Origin of the sequence: Algorimicrobium algoritergicola, from assembly GCF_008086165.1 — a bacterium.
GTDB classification, from domain to species: Bacteria; Bacteroidota; Bacteroidia; order Flavobacteriales; family Flavobacteriaceae; genus Algorimicrobium; species Algorimicrobium algoritergicola.
In genome coordinates, this window is the sequence record NZ_VSKL01000008.1 from 42,894 (window position 1) to 63,004 (window position 20,111).

Consider the following 20,111-nt stretch of genomic DNA (forward strand, 5'->3'; position numbering starts at 1 on the left):
TTTTGTTTTGCCTTTACGGGTTTATTTAAGTGGCTAATTTATTGCAGTTGAAATTTACAATATTTATCTTTAACGGATGTCAGAAAAAGCACCATCATTATCCATTAAAAATTGGTCGCAGGACGATCAGCCTCGCGAAAAATTACGCGACAAAGGTAAAGCCGCTTTAAGCGATGCCGAATTGGTTGCCATTATTATAGGTTCTGGCAATCGTGATGAAAGCGCTTTGGATTTATGCAAGCGTATTTTGGCAAGCGTGGATAATAATTTAAATCAGTTGGGTAAGTTAAGTATTAAACAACTCATGGATTTTAAAGGTATTGGTGAAGCAAAAGCCATATCTATTGCAGCTGCTATGGAATTGGGTAGGAGACGTAGAGGTGAAGAAGCTCTGGAACGTAAAAAAATCACATCCAGTGTGTCCGTTTTTGAACTCATGCAACCTATTATAGGCGAATTACCACATGAAGAATTTTGGATTATCTATTTAAATAATGCGAACAAAGTACTTCAAAAACAACAGTTGAGTAAAGGTGGAATTACAGGAACTTTGGTAGATGTACGATTGGTACTTAAAAATGCTTTAGAATTTGGAGCCGTTGGAATAATTTTAGCGCACAACCATCCGTCTGGAACCTTAAAACCTAGCGAAGCCGATAAGCAAATTACCCAAAAATTAAAAAAAGCAGGCGAAAGTTTAGATATTAAGGTATTGGATCATCTTATAGTAACGGAAAAGGCCTATTTTAGCTTTGCAGATGATAACTTACTGTAATGATTCTCATATACACTCCCAAAATAACACCACGTATTAAGTATGCTTTTAAGCATGTTTTTACGCGTATCTTAAAAGTTCCTGTAAATTTCACAACCACTGTGGAAGAGTTTATTTCACATAACTCCATTAAAATTTCCTACGCCAAACAACCATTAGGGAACGAGTTATTTATAAAAAGTCATGAACTTCTTTTTGAACAAGGCTTATCGGATGTTGAGGTGCAAGTGCATGATTGGGAGGAAACCAAATGTTTTTTCACAACCAATGATAAGAGTTGTATACCTTATGATCTGTTTGCGGCTACTTTTTATTTGTTAAGTCGCTATGAAGAGTATTTGCCACATGTAAAGGATGAATTTGGTCGTTTTACGGCAGAAGAAAGTTTGGCCTTTAAACATGGATTTCTTCATCAGCCAGTAGTTGATATTTGGGCTTATAAATTCAAACTAATATTAGAAAATCACTATCCCGATTTTGTTTTTCCAAGTAAAACCTATTCTGTTAAGCCAATTATTGATGTGCCTTCAGCCTTCAGTTTTAAAGCGAAGGGTTTAATGCGTACTATTGGCGGCACGCTTAAGGATTTATCTGGCTTTAAATTTCGTAGATTATATATGCGTTTTATGGTGTTATTAGGCTTAAAACACGATCCAGATGATACCTTTAAATATATTATAAATCGACAAAAACAGCGTAAAAATAAGTTTCTATTTTTCTTTTTAATAGGTGATTATTCCACCTATGATAAAGGTGTTAATGCACAAAAAAAAGAATTTATATCCCTTATAAAACAAGTAGCAGATTATTGCCATGTAGGACTTAAAGCATCATTTTTTGCGTTGGATAATATGGCTATCTTGAAGAAGGAAAAACTCCGGATGGAATCTATTTTAAACACATCACTATTAGCATCCAGACACTCCTTTTCTAAATTAAATTTACCTATTTCGTATAGAAATTTGGTAGAATTGGAAATCATGGAAGATTATACCATGGGGTATGTTAATTACAGTGGATTTCGAGCAGGAACCTGTACGCCATTTTTCTTTTATGATTTGGATTTTGAAATACAAACACCTTTAAAAATAACGGCTTACCACGTTATGGATTATACACTTTTAAAACATAATTCTTTATTAGATAAAAAGGAATCTCTGTTACGTGTTATCAACCAAGTGAAACAAGTAAATGGCGAGTTTGTTTCTGTTTTTCATAACTATACGTTTAGTGATATGGAACGATGGAGAGGTTATAAAGAATTGTTTAATATGATATTAGATTCAGCAAATGAAGATTAACGGCATTACAGATATTTTTTTTGATTTAGATCATACCCTTTGGGATTTTGATAAAAATTCGGCTTTAGCATTTGAGGAAATATTCAACACACATAATATAGACGTTGATATACTTGATTTTCTAAAAGTTTACGAACCCATAAATTTAAGCTATTGGAAATTGTATAGAGATGATCAGATTGATAAAGAATCATTGCGATACAGACGATTAAAAGAAAGTTTTGATGCTATAAAAACCGTAATTCACGACGATGTTATTAATCAATTAGCTATAGATTATATTGTTAGTTTACCCACGTTTAATCATTTGTTTGAAGGCACTTTTGACTTATTAAATTATTTACAGCCACATTATCAAATGCATATTATTACCAATGGTTTTCAAGAGGCACAAGATAAAAAGATGGAACAATCTAAAATATCAAAATACTTTAAAACAGTTACTAATTCTGAATTAGCAGGTGTTAAGAAACCCAATCCCATAATTTTTGATTATGCACTAAATAGGGCAGCAGCTGATAAAACGAAGAGCTTAATGATTGGCGATAATTTGGAAGCTGATGTTTTAGGAGCATTAAATTTTGGCATGGACGCTATTTGTTTTAACTACCATGGCGTGAAAATTGATAGTAACATAAAACAGGTTACAAATTTGAAGGAATTAAAAGCCTATTTGTAATTTTAATGTATCTTTAATCTTTACTTTTAAAAAAAATCATGATAAAAAAAATCACCCTTTTATTCGCTTTATTTATAACCGTTCAATCTAGTTTTTCACAAAGTGATTTGAATCAATATAAGTATGTAATTGTACCAACTTCCTATGAATTCTGTACAGAACGTGACCAATATCAATTAAACTCATTGACCAAATTTTTATTTGAAAAGCAAGGCTTTGTAGCACTGATGAGTGATGAGCCTCTACCACAAGATATAATAAATAATGGCTGTCTGGCTTTATGGGCAGATGTGTTAAATGAATCTGGCATTTTTGAAACCAAGTTTAGAATAGAATTGAAAAACTGTCAAAAACAAGTTGTTTTCACATCCGGAATTGGGCAATCGCGAGAAAAAAAATATAAAGTGGCTTATAACTTATCATTAAGACAAGCATTTGAGTCGTTTAATACATTGAATTATAGTTACAATGCTGACCTGGCAACTCAAGCAGCAAGTGCAACTGCAAGTACAATAACAAAACCCGCTGCTATAGCACCTCCAGTTGCTTTGGGTGATCAATTAATTTCTGAATCTAAAAAAACAGATGCAACTCAAGCTTTAACAGCTAAAAAGAAGGATGTTATTAATTATGAGTTACTGAACGACAAAGGGGAAGTAGTTTATACCTTAATTTTTTCGGGTAAAGAAGAATTTTATATGGTGGAAGGTATACAGGCTACCGTTTATAAAGTAAACGATAATTGGGTCATTGCTAAAACAACTGCTGATGGCTCGTTATTAATTCATACTTTAAACGTGACGTTTTAATAGCCATATTTGTCCTTCCAGCGTTGTTTTAAAAACTCCCGTTGTGCGTTTTCACGTGCATTGTTTCCTGGCTCATAGAATCTGGTGTTACTAATGTCATCTGGCAGAAACTCCTGCTTGGCAAAATTATTTTCATAGTTATGGGCATATTGGTAATTCTCGCCATAACCAATTTCTTTCATCAGTTTGGTTGGCGCATTTCTAATGGATAATGGGACACTTAAATCGCCCGTATCACGTACCACTTGTTGTGCCTTGCTGATGGCCAAATAGGCGGCATTACTTTTAGGTGAACAGGCTAAATACGTCACACATTGACTTAATAAAATTCGGGATTCGGGATGTCCAATAGTAGAAACCGCTTGAAACGTATTATTGGCAATAACTAAAGCCGTTGGGTTTGCATTTCCAATATCTTCACTCGATAAAATAAGGAGGCGCCTGGCTATAAATTTTACATCTTCACCACCTTCAATCATTCGCGCTAAATAATACACTGCGGCATTGGGATCGCTACCGCGAATAGATTTTATAAGTGCTGAAATTATATCATAATGTTGCTCGCCGGTTTTATCATATCTGGCTGTATTATTTTGAATGCGTTGTGTAACCAATTCATTGGTAATGATAATATCTCCAGTTTCATGCGAATTAACTATTAGCTCAAAAATATTCAATAGTTTTCGGGCATCACCTCCGGAAATACGCATTAAAGCTTCCGTTTCTTTTAGCGTAATATTTTTTTGAGATAAGTAGGTGTCTTTTTCAATGGCGCGTTTTAAAAGGGCTTCTAAATCCGTTTTATTAAAGGCATTTAGAATATACACCTGACATCGTGATAATAATGCAGGAATTACTTCAAAACTCGGGTTTTCAGTTGTGGCACCAATCAATGTTACCCAACCTTTTTCTACGGCTTGTAATAACGAGTCTTGTTGTGATTTACTAAATCGGTGAATTTCATCAATAAATAAAATGGGGTTTTTGGTAGTGAATAAACCGCCAGACTGTTTGGCTTTATCTATAACCTCACGTATATCTTTAACGCCTGAATTTATAGCACTCAATGTATAAAAAGGTCGGTTGGATTCTGTAGCAATAATATTTGCTAAGGTTGTTTTTCCAATACCAGGAGGACCCCAAAGTATAAGGGATGGGATTAAGCCTTGCTTTATTTGATTGGTTAACGTACCATTAGGACCTATTAAATGTGCTTGACTAATATAGTCGTCAAGTGTTTTGGGTCTTAATCGTTCTGCTAAAGGTTCATTCATAGCGCAAATTTAATTATAATTATAGGTTCTATTGGAATGGTTTTGTACATTTTGATTAACAATTTGTAATTAGTTGTCAATCTTGCAGACTGACAATTTAACAGAACGTCATTAATGGTTAGTTATTTGTAATGGTTTGTTTATGAAAAGTCAAGAAGAATTTAAATTTTCTAATCAGGTTATTTTAGTCCCAGTAGCATTTGTCTTGCTCATTTGGTTAGTATTCTGGTTTGAAATACGTTTTGGATTCGACTTCACAAATTATGGCATATTTCCACAGAAATTATTTGGTCTCCGTGGTGTTGTTTTTAGTGCGTTTATTCATTCTGGGATTACGCACTTATATCATAATACTATTCCCTTGTTTGTGCTAACCGCCGCCTTGTTTTATTTCTATAGGGAGATGGCTTGGAAAATCCTTATTCTAGGAATTTTACTTTCGGGTTTATTAACGTGGAGTATTGGCAGGCCAGCTTATCATATTGGTGCCAGTGGACTTATTTATGTATTAGTTAGTTTCTTATTCTTTAAAGGTATTATAGCCAAGCATTTTCGGCTAATTGCCTTATCTCTATTGGTTATCTTTTTATATGGAAGTATGATTTGGTATGTGCTACCTATTAAAGACGGCGTATCCTGGGAAGGACATTTATCTGGTTTAATTGTGGGATTGGTTTTTGCTTTTATCTTTAAGAAACATCTTCCAATACCTAATAAATACTATTGGGAACAACCGAGTTATATAGAAGAAGAAGATCCGTTTCTAAAACACTTTGATGAACATGGTAACTTTATTGAAAGCTTACCAGAAACCGAAGACATTAAAACAGAAGTAGAGGAGGAGAACCAACCCATTTCTATTAACTATATTTTTAAAAAGTCTGACGATTCATCAAACTAAGCGTTGTCTTACCACTTCATAAAGAATGGCGCCACAAGCAACGGATACATTGAGGGATTCAATAGTGCCAAGTAACGGTAGTTTAGCTTTACTATCTGCAAGTTTAAGTACGGATGGATTTATACCACGACCTTCAGATCCCATGATGATAGCGCATGGTACTTTAAAATCAATATCATATATAGTATCATTTGTTTTCTCGGTAGCGGCTATAACAGCTATACCAGAAGCCTGTAAATGAAACATGGCATCTTTAATATGGTCTACCCGACAAATAGGCATTTTAAAAACAGCGCCAGCACTTGTTTTAATGGTATCACCATTTATGGGTGCACTTCCTTTTTTTTGGATAATAATGCCGTTGACACCTGTACATTCTGCCGTACGGATTATAGCTCCAAAATTACGAACATCACTTAATTGATCCAACAGTAAGAATAAGGGGGTTTTACCCGATTCAATCACGTTTAGCACTAAATTCTCAATATCATGGTATTCAATAGGCGATATTTGCGCTACGGCACCTTGATGATTTTTGGATGTTAATCGGTTTAATTTCTCAACAGGCACATAGGAGGCGTTAATACCTTCTTTTCTGATAAGAGATTCTAAATCGTGGGCAAGGTTGCCTTGTAGCCCCTTTTGAATAAAGATTTTCTCAATAGTCTTACCGGCTTGAATAGCTTCTATAACTGAATGTAAGCCAAAAATTAATGTTTCCTGTTCCATAAAACAAAGGTATAAAAAAACCGCTTCTAAAAAGAAGCGGTTTTAATATTATAAATAAAATAGTTACTATTCTTGAGCAACTAATTCACCTAGGTTATTATATACTGTGTATTTACCTCCCATTACTTCTACAGTAGCAACAAGCTTTTGACCATTAGCAGTGTTAGGAGTACTAACATCACTGTAAGAGAAAAACAAGCTTGGGTAAGAAATACTTGTATGGAATTGACCAGTTTTTGCGATTTCTATTTCCAAAGGAACAGCAAAACCACCAACTAAAGATTCGTCATCATCAAAATTCAAATCAAAATCCCACATATCAACTATTACTTGATAAGTACCATCAGCTAATACTTCTGTGTTATTTGCATTAGGAACTGCACTACCAGTAATAACATATTCTGGACAGTCACCTGTATAAGCAAAAACGTTAGCATTATCTAAAAATACATCAAAATCAACAACACCACATAAATCTTTCGTGTCAGATAATATTTCATCATCATCCGTATAAACATATTCTAGACCTGTGTCATTATCAATCGCTAGTAATACATTCTCTTTCAGATATTGGAAAGATTCATCTTTAGCCCAGCTTAAACGTAAGCCCATGTTATCATCCGTATAGTTAGCAACATCAAATTTAATGATGTTGTTACCATTTATTAAACCTTGACCATTTCTAGTGTTGGTTAATTTAAAGGTATACTTTTCAGTTCCCTCAACGTCTAAATCCAGAACAGCGTTAATTTGAAACGTATATGATGATGCATACGCAGGTATTTGAACTAAATATCCTTGGCTACCAAAACCATCATCTGCTGTTGTAGCTGAATTTGGATCAGTTGGGTCATTACCAACAGTATAATCTGAATTATCGCCTCCAGACATCATTTCTAATTTGAAATCTAAAGTTTCTTTGAAAGGCTTATCAACTGTTAAAGTTACAGTTACACTCTCTCCTTCTGTAATAGCACTTTCAGATACATTATCAATAGTTACAAGCGATTTTGGCGTAAACGTGTATTCTGTGTCATCATCAATACACGACGAGAAGCTCGCTAAAACTAAAGCTGAAAGCATTAAGTGTTTTATATATTTCATTTTGTTTTAATTTATTTATTAGTTAATGCTTATTGTGCAGTCAAAATTACTGTCCAACCTGAATAAACGTTTTCAATTCCAAACTGCTCAAATACTATTTGACCACTACCGTTTACATAACCAGGAACACCTTGAATAATTTCATTGGAGTAAGGCCAGCTTGTAAATACTAATTGACCAGCACAAGCATAAAAGAAAGATGTATAACCACTAGTTGGCCATCCAAACATAGAACTCAATTGGTAATCACCACCACCTAAACTAGTAATAGTAAATGAACCACTTGTGTTTCCTGATGCAGTATAAGTTCCTGCTAAATCTGTTCTACATAATTGTAACTTAACAATAGTTGTTATTAGTTGTTCACCAATTACAACATCACCACTTGTAGTGATTGCTTTTAAGTTTAAAACGTAAAATGAAATTTTACTAGCATTTAATTCATCATTGTACACTTTCGTATCAATTAAATCGAATGTAGAATTTGCAGGAATAGTTGATTCTAACGTTGTATCAACTAAATCAAAATGAACACCTTCTTGTGCTTCCACAGCGAAGTCATAGATAGTAGCTGTACCACCTTCTATTGCTAATCTTTGATCTTTAGTTAAGTTAAAAGTACTTGCATACTCACTTGCACTTAAGTTTAAATCTTGAATATCACCAATTTCATAAGTAACTGTGATTTCACTATCAAACGCTAACCCATTGTTTCCACCTAATAAGTGAACAGGTACGCCAAAATCAAATGTAGTACCAGCACTTTGAACAAAGTTACCTAAAGTTACATCTTCTTTAAACCCAATGATTCTTGACAAATCTTCATTTTGAGTTGCGTTCTCTACTTCATCGTCTACTATACACGAGAAGCAAATTACAGAGGCGAAAACCGCTGTAAAATAAATTTTTAAATTTTTCATAATTTCTATTTTTTTTTAATTATTGTGCCCAAAATGGTCCAGTTGCGAATACATCAGCACTTGTTTGGTCTGGTACATTTGCAGAATTTGAAATATACTCATCAGATGGGTACATCAAACGCTTTGGTCTGGTTGAAGATTGAGCGGTTAAAGCTAAAGGAATATCATCTGGGAAACCAGTTCTTGTGAACTCGATATAAGATTCAATAGCATTTATACCATTAGTAGCAATCCATTTTTGTCTCATGATAGCTTCAAACTTATCACTATCAGATCCTACCCAACCTACTCCTGGTTGGTTTGGTGTGTATCCAGCTCTGTTAGCTCCTAAAAGTTGGAAAGATGCATCAATTGCAGCTTCAAAACTAGCTTGAGCGTCACCTGGAATTAATCCGAATAATTGTGCTTCAGATTGCATTAATAAACTTTCAGCAGCAGTCATTACATAACCATCTTGAGCTGAGTCAATTAATAAACCTGGTCCAATTGGAGATAATCCAGCTGGTGAGTTATCACTATCAGCACCTTGTTCATGACCAACAACTCCACCACTTCCATCATCAGCTTCGTCATATAAGAAGTTTACACGATCATCTGCACTGTTAATTAAAAATGTAACAGCATATTGAGATGCTCTGTAGAAGTTATAACCAGTTGCCGTTGTCTCGTTATTAGAGAAACCAATATAGTTATAAAATGGGTTTTGTTGAGCAGTACTCTCTGAAGAGTATCCAGGGTTGATTGTTGCATCATTGTTTAAGAACGCAGCAGTTTGTAATTCTGGTAATTTGCTAGCTATAAAAGCAGCAGATTCAGTATCACCATTCATTGTAGCATCCGTTCTTTGACGTAATAATAAACGTAATTTTAATGAGTTACCAAAAGCAACCCAGCTAGACATAGATCCGTTAAAGATAACATCTTCACTACCTACAGGAATTGTATTTAATCCTGCGTTTGCAATTAATTCAATTGCCTCATCAACTTGATTGTATAATTCCTCATACACTGCACGATCATCGTCGTATGCAGGTGTCAAGTTTTTGATTCCTTGGTGTGCTTCAAAATAAGGTACATCACCATATAAATCAACTACATATTGTAAGTAGAAAGACTTCATGATTTTTGAAATTGCCTTATGATTGTCATAATCAGCACTATCATAGTCTATAATAGCTTGGAAATTGTATGTTCCTCTATATAATCCTGTAAAAAGATCATTGTAAAAGTTGTTATCAATTGCAAGCGTGAATTCTTCAGAGAAACCACCTGTAAACGAGTTTACGTTAGCTCCCCAGTTATTCATCATGACATTTCCTAAACGGTTCATTCTTCTAGCTTGTGTTCTATAAGTATCACTCATAGCACCTGCCAAAATTAAATCCGGTGTCACATCTTCGGCAGAAGGTGAATTTGGACTTTTGTTTACATCCAAATAATCGCTGCACGATACAGTAATCGCGAAGATTACTAATAATAAAAATTTATATTTCGTTCTCATGTTTATTTATTAAAAAGTTAAATTAAGAGTCATACCGTATGTTCTTGTGATAGGATATTGACCAGTAACACTTAAACCTTGATCGTTACCAGAACTTCTTCCGATTTCTGGATCCGCATAACCTCTGTTTTCAGCAGGTAATACAGTGAAAGGGTTTCTTGCATTAACACCTAGTCTTAAACTTGATAATCCTACGTTTTTCAACATTTCTTTAGAAAATGCATAACTTAATGATAATTCTCTTACTTTGAATGCAGTTGCATCCAATACAAAGTTTTCACTTACACTTCTGTACTCATTAGAGAAATAATCTAAATAGTTAGCGTATGTAGTTCCACCTGTAATTACATTTGTGTTTGCTTCGTATACTGGGTTAGCAGCAGTACCTGTATTGATTGCAGAGTTAGGGAAAATAAATCCTCTACGTCCACCATCAGCAGATTCTACTAAGTGACCTGACCAAGATAACCAGTCTTTAGTACCAGCCCAAAATTGGTGACCAGTTCTATAGTCCATTACAGCAGCAAGTCTGATTCCTTTATAGTTTACAGCAGTGTTTAAACCTACTACGTAATCAGGGTTTGACTTACCTAATACTTGGAAACTACCAGTTTTTAATGGGTTACCTGTAGAAGGATCAATTAATACACGACCTTGAGGGTCTCTTTGGTAAGCAGTACCTTTAATTAAAGGAAACTCTTCACCAGCTGTTGCAAAAATACCAACATCAGCAAAAGCAGCTAAAGCAACTTCGTCAGAATTGTCAGAGATCTTGTCGATAACTGTTTTATCTGTTGCAAAGTTAAGATCTAAATCCCAACGGAAATCTTTTGTTCTAATAGGTGTTAAACCTAAATCAATTTCAAAACCAGATGTAGTAGAAGCTGCTACGTTAACCGTAGTATTAGCTAAACCAGAAGCAGCAGATGTTGTAATACCTGTTACTAAATCCGTGTTTTTAGTTTCATAGATAGAAAAGTCTAAACGAACTCTATCACCTTTAAAGAATGCTAAGTTAAGGTTTAACTCATAAGATTCTATAAACTCATTTACTAATAATGGATCAGCAATTGTTTGATCTAATACAAAAGAGTTTAAACCTCCAAATGGATAACCAGTTGCTTGGTTTAAAGTAGAATTAATTTGGTAAGGTCCAACACGGTCGTTACCAACTTTAGCCCAGTTTCCAGAAATTTTAGCATAATTTAATATACCACCTTTCTTTAATCCAGGGAAAGCATTAGTTGCTACAAAAGATAAACCAACAGAAGGGTAGAAGAACGAGTTACGATCGTCTGCTAATCTTGATGTCCAGTCATTACGTCCAGTTACAGATATGTATAAGAAATCCTTATATCCTAAATCTACACTTCCTAGTAAAGAGAAACGACGGTCTCTCTCAATAGAGTTAAATGTGTTAGGTCTTCCTGTAATGTTATCAATGTTGTAATATCCAGGAATTGTTAAGTTACTACCACTTACTGAAGTAGCAGAATACATATTATCTTGAATGTTATTACCTACTAAAGCTGTTAATGAAATATCATCAGTTAACATATAGTCAAAGTTCACAAAAATATCATTGTAGATATTTGTTTCTTCACTATTACTTTGTCCAAATTGTGAAACTGTAGAATGATCTCCACCACCAATACCGATCGTGTCAATGTATTCATTTGTATAATTTCTTGAATAACTCTTGAAGTTACGAACACTACTGTTCAATACAACGTTGATGTTATCATTTACTTCATACTTAATGTTTGCAACACCATTCATTCTAGTCGTATTACTTGAATTTCTAATGTTATCTCTCATCCAATATGGATTTCTGTAGTAAGATGTCCAGTGTCCTTCGTTTCCAGAGTTTTCAAATTGCTCAACAGGAACGTTAGACGCTGTTTGTAATAATTCAGTAAATAAGTTTGAAGTTGTAGTTTTAACTGAAGACGTGTTATACGTTACGTTACCACCAACATTCCATTTACCTAATTGTTTGTTACCTTTAAATAAAACAGTAGTTCTGTTTAATTCATCACCTTCAACAACAAATTCTGTTTGTTGGTTGTTTACAGATAGTAAAACATTACCTGTTTTATCACCAGCAGAAAGTGTTACACCGTTTTGTAAAATAGTACCAGTTTTAAAGAATTCTTTAATATTGTCACTATCACCAGAGTAAGGTGCCATAATATAAGAACCATCAGCTTGAGGTAAACCTACAGGCTGCATAGTACCATCAAATTCTGGACCCCAACCTCCGTTTTCGTATGATGTATGAACACCATTCCAACCTTGACCGTATTTAGTCTGACGTTCTGGAACGAATGCTACATCTTCAAAAGAGATAGAAGAATTTATAGAAACTTCAATTTTCTCACTAGAAGATCCACTTTTAGTCGTAACGATAATTACACCGTTAGAACCTTGAGAACCATATAATGCACTACCACCAGCACCTTTAATAACGTTGGTAGAGGCAATGATTTCAGGAGCTAAATTAGAAAGTGTATTTGCACTAGAAATAACACCATCAATAACAATCAACGCTTGGTTGTTTCCTGTTAATGAACGGTTACCCCTTAATACAATTCTAGTTGTTTGGTTAACACCATTATTAGTTGTGTTAATTTTTAAACCAGAAACCTTACCAGTTAAACTCTGTACAACGTTAGGATTGGCAGCTTGTGTTAATTCTTCTGCATCAACTACTTTCGTAGCAGCAGTTAACTGACCAGCTGTTCTCTCAACACCTAAAGCGGTAATGACAACCTCTTCAAGAGCCTCACTATCAACCTCCATTGCAAAGCTAATTGTATTGGATGCACCAACAGTCATTTCTTTGGTTGTGTATCCAATAAAGGAATAGGATAGGGCATCTCCTGTGCTCGCATTGATGGAGTAATTACCATCAAAATCTGATTGAGTTCCAGTTGTAGTACCTTTTACAATAATATTAACTCCGGGAAGAGGTAATCCGTTTTCATCGGAAATCGTTCCTGAAATTGTTTTTTCTTGCGCAAACGTAAGTTGCACAACAAACGCTAGAAACAGCGTTAAAATTCCACTAAACTTTGTTTTCATTTTGTATTTTATTTGAATTAGTCTAGGCCAAAAATCATAATAAAAAGTTAATTAAACAATAAATAAGGGTTAAAATTTCAAATTATTTTCAAAATCTACGCTTTTTAACACCTATTATTCCTAAAAAAGTGCGGATAAACTTAAATGTATTTTAGAATTGGATAGTTTGAAACTTTGATTTTCGCTTTTACCATTGGCATAATTGAAGCGTAAAAGTCCGGCTTTGGTGTTTAATCCAAAACCAAAACCAAAACTATATAGTTTTTCTTTTTGATCTATTATTTTATTTTCAAAATAAGCAATGTCAATTATTGAATGAATATATAAATCACTACTTAATGAATAACGATATTCAGTAGCTATTAAGCCATAAAACGTAGCACTTAAACTATTTTCTTCAAACCCTCTAATAGAATTAATACCGCCAAACCTGCTTAATTCATTCTCTAAATAACTATCTGAAAATAAACCAAAACTTGTTGTCCTTAAATAAACATTGTTCTTTGGGTTTAAGTTGAATATTTTGAATGCGTCTACAGTATATTGGTATTGCTGATCTTTTAGTTGTGCAATAGTTCTATTTCCAATGCCTGTTTCAATTCGGATTTGTGCATTTCTTCTAAAAATTGAACGATCTGTAACGCGATTAACAAAAGTGTATCCAATTGTGTAGAAAGTTGTTTCGTAATCTTTAATAAATGGGTTTAAATTGGCACTGCTTAGTAGGTTATTTGATTTTGTAGATTTAATTCCGACGGAAAATTGATTTTTGGAGTTTAATTGGTAATTAATTCGCGCACTTTGGTCGGCCGTTGTAAAGGAGGAATCCTTTTTAAAAATATTAAGCTCTAATTCTGTACCAATTGGCGAACTGAAAAGGTATGGTAACTTAATATTGACATTAAAGGACTTTTGTTCACTCTCATCACTTCTATACGCAAGTGATAAACTTTCTCCGAAATTTAAATTGTTGGTGAGTTCAAGGTTTAGGTAACCTGTTAATTCTAATTTGCTGGTTTCTTCATTGGTGCCAAATCCAAGAAAACCATCAAACGTGTTACTTTTTGTTTTTTCAATGTACACATATAATATGGTGGAGTCTTTGCTGAATAAAATTTCAGGTTCTCTTATTTGATTCGCAAACGGTAATTCTTGAAGTAAATTTGTTTGTTGCTTTATTTCTGACAAGTTTAAAGTTTTGCCAGTTCTAAGTTTTAAAAAATACTTTAAGTACGATTTTGGGAATTTCTCATAACCCTTAACGATTATTTTATTTACAAAACGCTTTTCATTATCTCCTGACAGGACTAAATCGGCTTTTAGTGTGTTATTATTCGTTTTTTTAATGTTATCAAGTTTAAGGGTATTGAAAGGCAAGCCTTGGTCTGCTATTTTTTTATTGATAAATTGAAGTGTTTGTTCAATTTCTTTAAAACGGATTGTAAAATATAATTTACTGCTATGAACACGTAATTGTTTTAATGTACCTGGCGGAAGTGTCTCCAGATCATAATAGACATCTATGGATTTGAAGGGTTTGCCAAGTGAAACTGAAGTTTCAAAAATAGTATCATTTATTTTGGTAACACCTTGCCATTTGGCGTCTATATAACCTAATCTAATTAATGTATATTTAAGTGTATCTATTTCGCTATTTAATGAATTGTAATCCGTGTGCTTTTTATGGTAGCTAATGGAATCTATGACATGCGTGTTTTCTGCGAATTCGTTTTGAATTTTGAGGTACAAATTTTGTCCCATTAAATCAGAGGTTGATCCAAAGAGTATAATAAGGAATAAAATAAGAAATCTATGCACGCTTTTTCTGAAAGTCTTTAGAATGTAAAACTAACGCAAAAAGATTCGTTTTGATATAATTTGGGGTGTGATTTTTAATAAGAATTGAAAATTAATGAATTAACGTTTGAAAAATAAAAATTTATTTCTACCTTTGCAGCCCTCAAATGAGAGGTTAAACATAAATTATATAGAAATATATGCCAACAATTTCACAATTAGTACGTAAAGGAAGAACCAAAATAACCAAGAAGAGTAAATCGGTTGCTTTAGATTCGTGTCCACAAAGACGTGGAGTATGTACGCGTGTTTACACTACTACACCTAAGAAACCAAATTCTGCAATGCGTAAAGTTGCAAGGGTAAGGTTAACAAACGGTAAAGAAGTAAACGCCTACATCCCAGGAGAAGGACACAACCTACAAGAACACTCGATAGTATTGGTTAGAGGTGGAAGGGTAAAAGATTTACCAGGAGTTAGATATCACATTGTACGTGGTGCCTTAGACACAGCAGGTGTTGCAGGTAGAACGCAACGTAGATCTAAGTATGGTGCAAAACGCCCTAAGAAGTAATTAAAAAACTTTAAGAAGAAGACATGAGAAAAAGAGCAGCAAAAAAGAGACCGCTTTTACCAGATCCACGTTTTAACGATCAGTTAGTAACTAGATTCGTAAACATGATGATGTGGGATGGTAAGAAGTCAGTAGCTTTTAAAGTGTTTTACGATGCAATTGATATCGTAGAAGAAAAGAAAACAGATGATGAGAAAACTGCATTAGAAATGTGGAAAGATGCCTTATCTAATGTGATGCCTCACGTAGAAGTACGTAGTCGTCGTGTTGGTGGTGCTACATTCCAAATTCCTATGCAAATCCGTCCAGATCGTAAAGTTTCAACGGCAATGAAATGGCTAATTAGCTATTCACGTAAGAGAAATGAAAAATCAATGGCGCAGCGTTTAGCTTCAGAAATTTTAGCAGCAGCTAAAGAAGAAGGAGCAGCCGTTAAAAAGCGTGTTGATACACATAAGATGGCAGAAGCAAATAAAGCATTCTCACACTTTAGATTTTAAGAAATGGCAAGAGATTTAAAACTAACAAGAAATATTGGAATTGCTGCTCACATTGATGCTGGTAAAACAACAACAACAGAGCGTATTCTTTTTTATACAGGGGTTTCACATAAAATTGGTGAAGTACATGATGGTGCTTCTACAATGGACTGGATGGAGCAAGAAGCTGAAAGAGGTATTACAATTACGTCTGCTGCAACTACTTGTGATTGGGTTTTCCCGAAAGAAAACGCAGAGCCAACTCCAGATGCACAAAGTTACCATTTTAATATAATTGATACTCCTGGTCACGTAGATTTTACGGTTGAAGTAAATCGTTCTTTACGTGTATTAGATGGTTTAGTATTCTTATTTAGTGCAGTTGATGGTGTTGAGCCACAATCTGAAACTAACTGGAGACTAGCTGATAACTATAAAGTGCCAAGAATTGGTTTCGTTAATAAAATGGACCGTCAAGGATCAGATTTTTTGATGGTTTGTAACCAGGTTAAAGAAATGTTAGGTTCTAATGCAGTGCCTATTGTTTTGAATATTGGTGATGAAGAAAACTTTAAAGGTATTGTAGATTTAGTTAAGAACAGAGCCATCGTATGGCATGACGAAAATTTTGGTGCCACTTTTGACGTAGTGGAGATTCCAGAAAGCATGAAAGATGAAGTTCGTAAATACCGAGCTTTATTGATTGAAGAAGTTGCTAGCTACGATGAGAATTTATTAGAAAAATTCATGGAAGATGAAGATTCTATTACAGAAGACGAAGTGCACGCTGCGCTTAGAGCTGCTGTTATGGATATGGCTATTATTCCTATGATTTGTGGTTCTTCATTTAAAAATAAAGGGGTTCAATTCTTATTAGACGCGGTTTGTCGTTACTTACCTTCTCCAATGGATAGAGAAAGTGTGGTTGGCGTTAATCCAGATACAGATAAAGAAGAAAGACGTAGACCAGATGTTAATGAGCCTTTTGCTGCTTTAGCATTTAAAATTGCTACTGATCCTTTCGTAGGACGTTTAGCATTCTTCCGTGCCTATTCAGGTCGTTTAGATGCTGGTTCTTATATCTTGAACAACCGTTCAGGTAAAAAAGAGCGTATCTCACGTATTTACCAAATGCACGCTAATAAGCAAAATGCTATCGATTTTATTGAAGCAGGAGATATTGGAGCTGCAGTAGGATTTAAAGATATTAAGACTGGTGATACCATGTCTGATGAAAAACATCCAATTGTTTTAGAGTCTATGGACTTCCCAGATCCAGTAATTGGTATTGCGGTTGAGCCAAAAACTAAAGCAGATGTTGATAAAATGGGTATGGCTTTAGCTAAATTAGCTGAAGAAGATCCGACATTTACAGCTAGAACTGATGAAAATTCTGGTCAGACAATTATATCAGGAATGGGTGAGCTTCACTTAGATATTATTGTAGATCGTTTACGTCGTGAGTTTAAAGTAGAAGTAAATCAAGGTCAACCACAAGTTGAATATAAAGAAGCTATTACAGCTGCTGCAGATCATAGAGAAGTTTACAAGAAACAATCTGGTGGTCGTGGTAAATTTGCTGATATCGTATTTACGGTTGAACCAGCAGATGAAGGTGTAGTAGGTCTTCAATTTGAATCTGTAATTAAAGGTGGTAACGTTCCTAAGGAATTTATCCCTTCTATTGAAAAAGGATTCAAAATGGCTATGGTTAATGGTCCATTAGCAGGTTATGAAATTGATTCTATGAAAGTGACATTGAGAGATGGATCTTATCATGATGTGGATTCGGATCAATTATCATTCGAATTAGCTGCTAAATTAGGATTTAAAAACTGTGCTAAAGCTGCTAAAGCGGTTATAATGGAACCAATCATGAAACTTGAGGTAATTACACCTGAAGAAAACATGGGTGACATTGTAGGAGATTTAAACCGTCGTCGTGGACAAATGAGTGATATGGGTGACAGAGCAGGTGCAAAAACTGTAAAAGCTACTGTTCCTTTATCTGAAATGTTTGGTTATGTAACAACATTAAGAACATTGTCTTCAGGACGTGCAACATCAACAATGGAATTTTCACACTATGCTGAAACGCCTTCTAATATTTCAGAAGAAGTTATAAAAGCTGCTAAAGGTATTGAATCGTAAATCTTAAGAAAATGAGTCAAAAAATTAGAATAAAATTAAAGTCTTACGATCACAATTTAGTAGACAAGTCTGCTGAAAAGATTGTAAAAACAGTAAAAAGTACAGGTGCAGTCGTAACGGGGCCAATTCCATTACCAACACACAAGAAAATTTTCACTGTATTACGTTCTCCACACGTTAACAAGAAGTCAAGGGAACAATTTCAATTAAGCTCTTACAAGCGTTTACTTGATATTTACTCGTCTTCTTCAAAAACAATTGATGCTCTAATGAAGTTAGAGTTACCAAGTGGTGTAGAAGTAGAGATCAAAGTTTAGTTATAAGCTTACATGTCCTTAACGATTGGTTAAGGAAAAACGGAAAAATACAATTCAAGGCTGAAACGTATTTTTCAGCCTTGAATATTTTACGGGTGAGTCGCGAATCATCCATAAACAAACAAGCAGGACAAATCGCGAGTTGTCCATAATATAATAAAGAAAAATTATGTCTGGGTTAATTGGAAAAAAAATCGGTATGACCAGCATCTTCGATGAAAATGGAAAAAACATTCCATGTACAGTAATCGAAGCTGGACCATGTATCGTTACCCAAGTCAGAACTGAAGAAGTTGACGGTTATAGTGCTGTACAACTTGGTTTCGATGACGCGACAGAAAAAAGTGCTACTAAAGCGGACTTAGGTCACGCTAAAAAAGCAGGAACTTCTGTAAAACGCAAGATCGTTGAATTTAAAGGTTTTGATAAGGAGTACAAATTAGGTGATGCAATAACAGTTGAGCATTTTGCTGAAGGAGAGTTCGTGGATATTTCTGGAACATCAAAAGGTAAAGGATTTCAAGGTGTTGTTAAACGTCATGGTTTTGCTGGTGTGGGTCAAGCTACTCACGGTCAACACAACCGTTTAAGAGCTCCTGGTTCTATTGGTGCGGCTTCATATCCTGCAAGAGTATTTAAAGGAATGAAGATGGCCGGAAGAATGGGAACTGATCAAGTAAAAGTTGAAAATTTAAGAGTTTTAAAAGTAGTTGCTGAAAAGAACCTACTAGTTGTTAAAGGATGTGTTCCTGGACATAAAAACGCTTATGTAATTATTAGAAAATAATGAAAGTAGCAGTTTTAGATTTAAACGGAAAAGACACAGGAAGACAAGTTGACTTGTCTAAAGATGTGTTTGCTATTGAGCCTAATAATCATGCGGTTTATTTGGATGTTAAACAATATTTAGCAAACCAAAGACAAGGGACTCATAAAGCAAAAGAACGTGCAGAAATTTCTGGTAGTACACGTAAAATAAAGAAACAAAAAGGAACAGGTACAGCTCGTGCTGGTAGTATAAAATCTGGTCTTTTTAAAGGTGGTGGACGTATGTTCGGACCTAGACCTAGAAGCTATAGCTTTAAATTAAACAAAAATGTGAAACGATTAGCTCGTAAATCTGCTTTTTCAATTAAAGCAAGCGAGAAGTCAATAGTTGTTTTAGAAGACTTTAATTTTGAGTCTCCAAAAACAAAAAACTTCACAGCAGTTTTAAAAGCTTTAGACCTAGTCAATAAAAAATCTCTCTTTGTGTTGGGTGCTTCAAATAATAATGTATATTTGTCGTCACGCAATTTAAAAGGTTCTGAAGTTATAACTAGCTCGGAGATAAGTACTTACAAGATTTTAAATGCAAATCGAGTAATACTTTTAGAGAGTTCTTTAGAAGGAATTGTAACGAATTTAAGTAAATAAGAAACAGATGAACATCTTAATTAAACCTATAATCACAGAAAAAGCGACTGCTAATAGCGAGTTGAGAAACTGCTATACTTTCGCGGTGAATACCAAGGCGAACAAGGTAGAAATCAAAAAAGCGGTGGAAGCTGCTTATGGCGTTTCTGTTGAAAAAGTTCGTACTATTAATGTCCGTCCAGATAGAAGTACTAAGTTTACAAAAACTGGTATTCAACATGGTAAAACAAATGCTGTTAAAAAAGCAATTGTACAACTGGCGGAAGGTGAAATGATTGATTTATACAGTAACATGTAAT

Annotated in this window: 19 protein-coding genes; 12 read left to right on the forward strand and 7 right to left on the reverse strand. The window is 34.4% G+C overall.

The window, feature by feature from the left end; genetic code table 11:
* Positions 1–76 precede the first annotated feature (76 nt).
* The 4 genes from radC to ES675_RS15475 are packed head-to-tail and all read left to right on the forward strand — an operon-like array spanning position 77 to position 3,564.
* Positions 77–775, forward strand: a complete 699-nt coding sequence (radC, locus tag ES675_RS15460) for a RadC family protein (RefSeq protein ID WP_066252473.1) — start codon at positions 77–79, stop codon at positions 773–775.
* Positions 775–2,076: a polysaccharide deacetylase family protein gene (locus tag ES675_RS15465; RefSeq protein ID WP_066252475.1), complete on the forward strand. Its 1,302-nt coding sequence runs from the start codon at positions 775–777 to the stop codon at positions 2,074–2,076. Before radC ends, ES675_RS15465 begins: the two co-directional genes overlap by 1 nt.
* Positions 2,066–2,755, forward strand: a complete 690-nt coding sequence (locus ES675_RS15470) for a YjjG family noncanonical pyrimidine nucleotidase (protein ID WP_066252478.1) — start codon at positions 2,066–2,068, stop codon at positions 2,753–2,755. The genes ES675_RS15465 and ES675_RS15470 overlap by 11 nt, the downstream gene beginning before the upstream one ends.
* A gap of 38 nt (positions 2,756–2,793) precedes the next feature.
* Entirely contained in the window at positions 2,794–3,564 is a 771-nt protein-coding gene (locus ES675_RS15475) for a hypothetical protein (RefSeq protein ID WP_066252480.1), read from the forward strand.
* Here the strand turns inward: ES675_RS15475 and ES675_RS15480 are convergent.
* Complete coding sequence (locus ES675_RS15480) at positions 3,561–4,838, reverse strand: replication-associated recombination protein A (protein WP_066252481.1); 1,278 nt, start codon at positions 4,836–4,838, stop codon at positions 3,561–3,563. The genes ES675_RS15475 and ES675_RS15480 overlap by 4 nt on opposite strands.
* Before the next feature lie 142 nt (positions 4,839–4,980).
* On the opposite strand from ES675_RS15480, the gene ES675_RS15485 reads away from it, so the two are divergent.
* The gene (locus ES675_RS15485; RefSeq protein WP_066252483.1) at positions 4,981–5,739 is read left to right on the forward strand and encodes a rhomboid family intramembrane serine protease; all 759 of its coding nucleotides are present in this window, start codon (positions 4,981–4,983) and stop codon (positions 5,737–5,739) included.
* Here ES675_RS15485 and rlmB read toward each other — a convergent pair.
* The 6 genes from rlmB to ES675_RS15515 form a co-directional block, all read right to left on the reverse strand.
* Positions 5,731–6,468, reverse strand: coding sequence for a 23S rRNA (guanosine(2251)-2'-O)-methyltransferase RlmB (gene rlmB, locus ES675_RS15490; RefSeq protein WP_066252484.1), 738 nt, complete (start codon positions 6,466–6,468; stop codon positions 5,731–5,733). The genes ES675_RS15485 and rlmB overlap by 9 nt on opposite strands.
* Before the next feature lie 66 nt (positions 6,469–6,534).
* Positions 6,535–7,572: a hypothetical protein gene (locus ES675_RS15495; RefSeq protein ID WP_148367553.1), complete on the reverse strand. Its 1,038-nt coding sequence runs from the start codon at positions 7,570–7,572 to the stop codon at positions 6,535–6,537.
* A 29-nt stretch (positions 7,573–7,601) separates the two neighbouring features.
* A complete protein-coding gene (locus tag ES675_RS15500) occupies positions 7,602–8,492 on the reverse strand; it encodes a hypothetical protein (RefSeq protein ID WP_066252489.1) in 891 nt (296 codons plus the stop codon).
* Between the two features lie 19 nt (positions 8,493–8,511).
* Positions 8,512–9,993 (reverse strand): SusD/RagB family nutrient-binding outer membrane lipoprotein, encoded by a 1,482-nt coding sequence (locus tag ES675_RS15505; protein ID WP_066252491.1) that lies wholly within the window; start codon positions 9,991–9,993, stop codon positions 8,512–8,514.
* 9 nt (positions 9,994–10,002) lie between these two features.
* A complete protein-coding gene (locus tag ES675_RS15510; RefSeq protein ID WP_066252493.1) occupies positions 10,003–13,077 on the reverse strand; it encodes a SusC/RagA family TonB-linked outer membrane protein in 3,075 nt (1,024 codons plus the stop codon).
* Between the two features lie 120 nt (positions 13,078–13,197).
* Positions 13,198–14,838 carry a POTRA domain-containing protein gene (locus ES675_RS15515; RefSeq protein ID WP_066252495.1) on the reverse strand — a complete coding sequence of 547 codons (1,641 nt, stop codon included), beginning with the start codon at positions 14,836–14,838 and terminating at the stop codon, positions 13,198–13,200.
* 236 nt (positions 14,839–15,074) lie between these two features.
* Between ES675_RS15515 and rpsL the strand changes: the two genes are divergently transcribed.
* The 7 genes from rpsL (at position 15,075) to rplW (ending at position 20,110) form a co-directional block, all read left to right on the forward strand.
* The gene (gene rpsL, locus ES675_RS15520; RefSeq protein ID WP_014782632.1) at positions 15,075–15,449 is read left to right on the forward strand and encodes a 30S ribosomal protein S12; all 375 of its coding nucleotides are present in this window, start codon (positions 15,075–15,077) and stop codon (positions 15,447–15,449) included.
* A 23-nt stretch (positions 15,450–15,472) separates the two neighbouring features.
* A complete protein-coding gene (gene rpsG / locus ES675_RS15525; protein WP_066252497.1) occupies positions 15,473–15,949 on the forward strand; it encodes a 30S ribosomal protein S7 in 477 nt (158 codons plus the stop codon).
* A 3-nt stretch (positions 15,950–15,952) separates the two neighbouring features.
* On the forward strand, positions 15,953–18,079 hold the full coding sequence (fusA, locus tag ES675_RS15530; protein ID WP_066252498.1) for an elongation factor G: 2,127 nt from the start codon (positions 15,953–15,955) through the stop codon (positions 18,077–18,079).
* A gap of 11 nt (positions 18,080–18,090) precedes the next feature.
* Positions 18,091–18,396 carry a 30S ribosomal protein S10 gene (gene rpsJ / locus ES675_RS15535; RefSeq protein ID WP_010181931.1) on the forward strand — a complete coding sequence of 102 codons (306 nt, stop codon included), beginning with the start codon at positions 18,091–18,093 and terminating at the stop codon, positions 18,394–18,396.
* Between the two features lie 169 nt (positions 18,397–18,565).
* Positions 18,566–19,183, forward strand: a complete 618-nt coding sequence (rplC, locus tag ES675_RS15540; RefSeq protein WP_066252500.1) for a 50S ribosomal protein L3 — start codon at positions 18,566–18,568, stop codon at positions 19,181–19,183.
* Entirely contained in the window at positions 19,183–19,812 is a 630-nt protein-coding gene (gene rplD / locus ES675_RS15545; protein WP_066252502.1) for a 50S ribosomal protein L4, read from the forward strand. Before rplC ends, rplD begins: the two co-directional genes overlap by 1 nt.
* A 7-nt stretch (positions 19,813–19,819) precedes the next feature.
* Positions 19,820–20,110: a 50S ribosomal protein L23 gene (gene rplW, locus ES675_RS15550; protein ID WP_066252504.1), complete on the forward strand. Its 291-nt coding sequence runs from the start codon at positions 19,820–19,822 to the stop codon at positions 20,108–20,110.
* Position 20,111 lies beyond the last annotated feature (1 nt).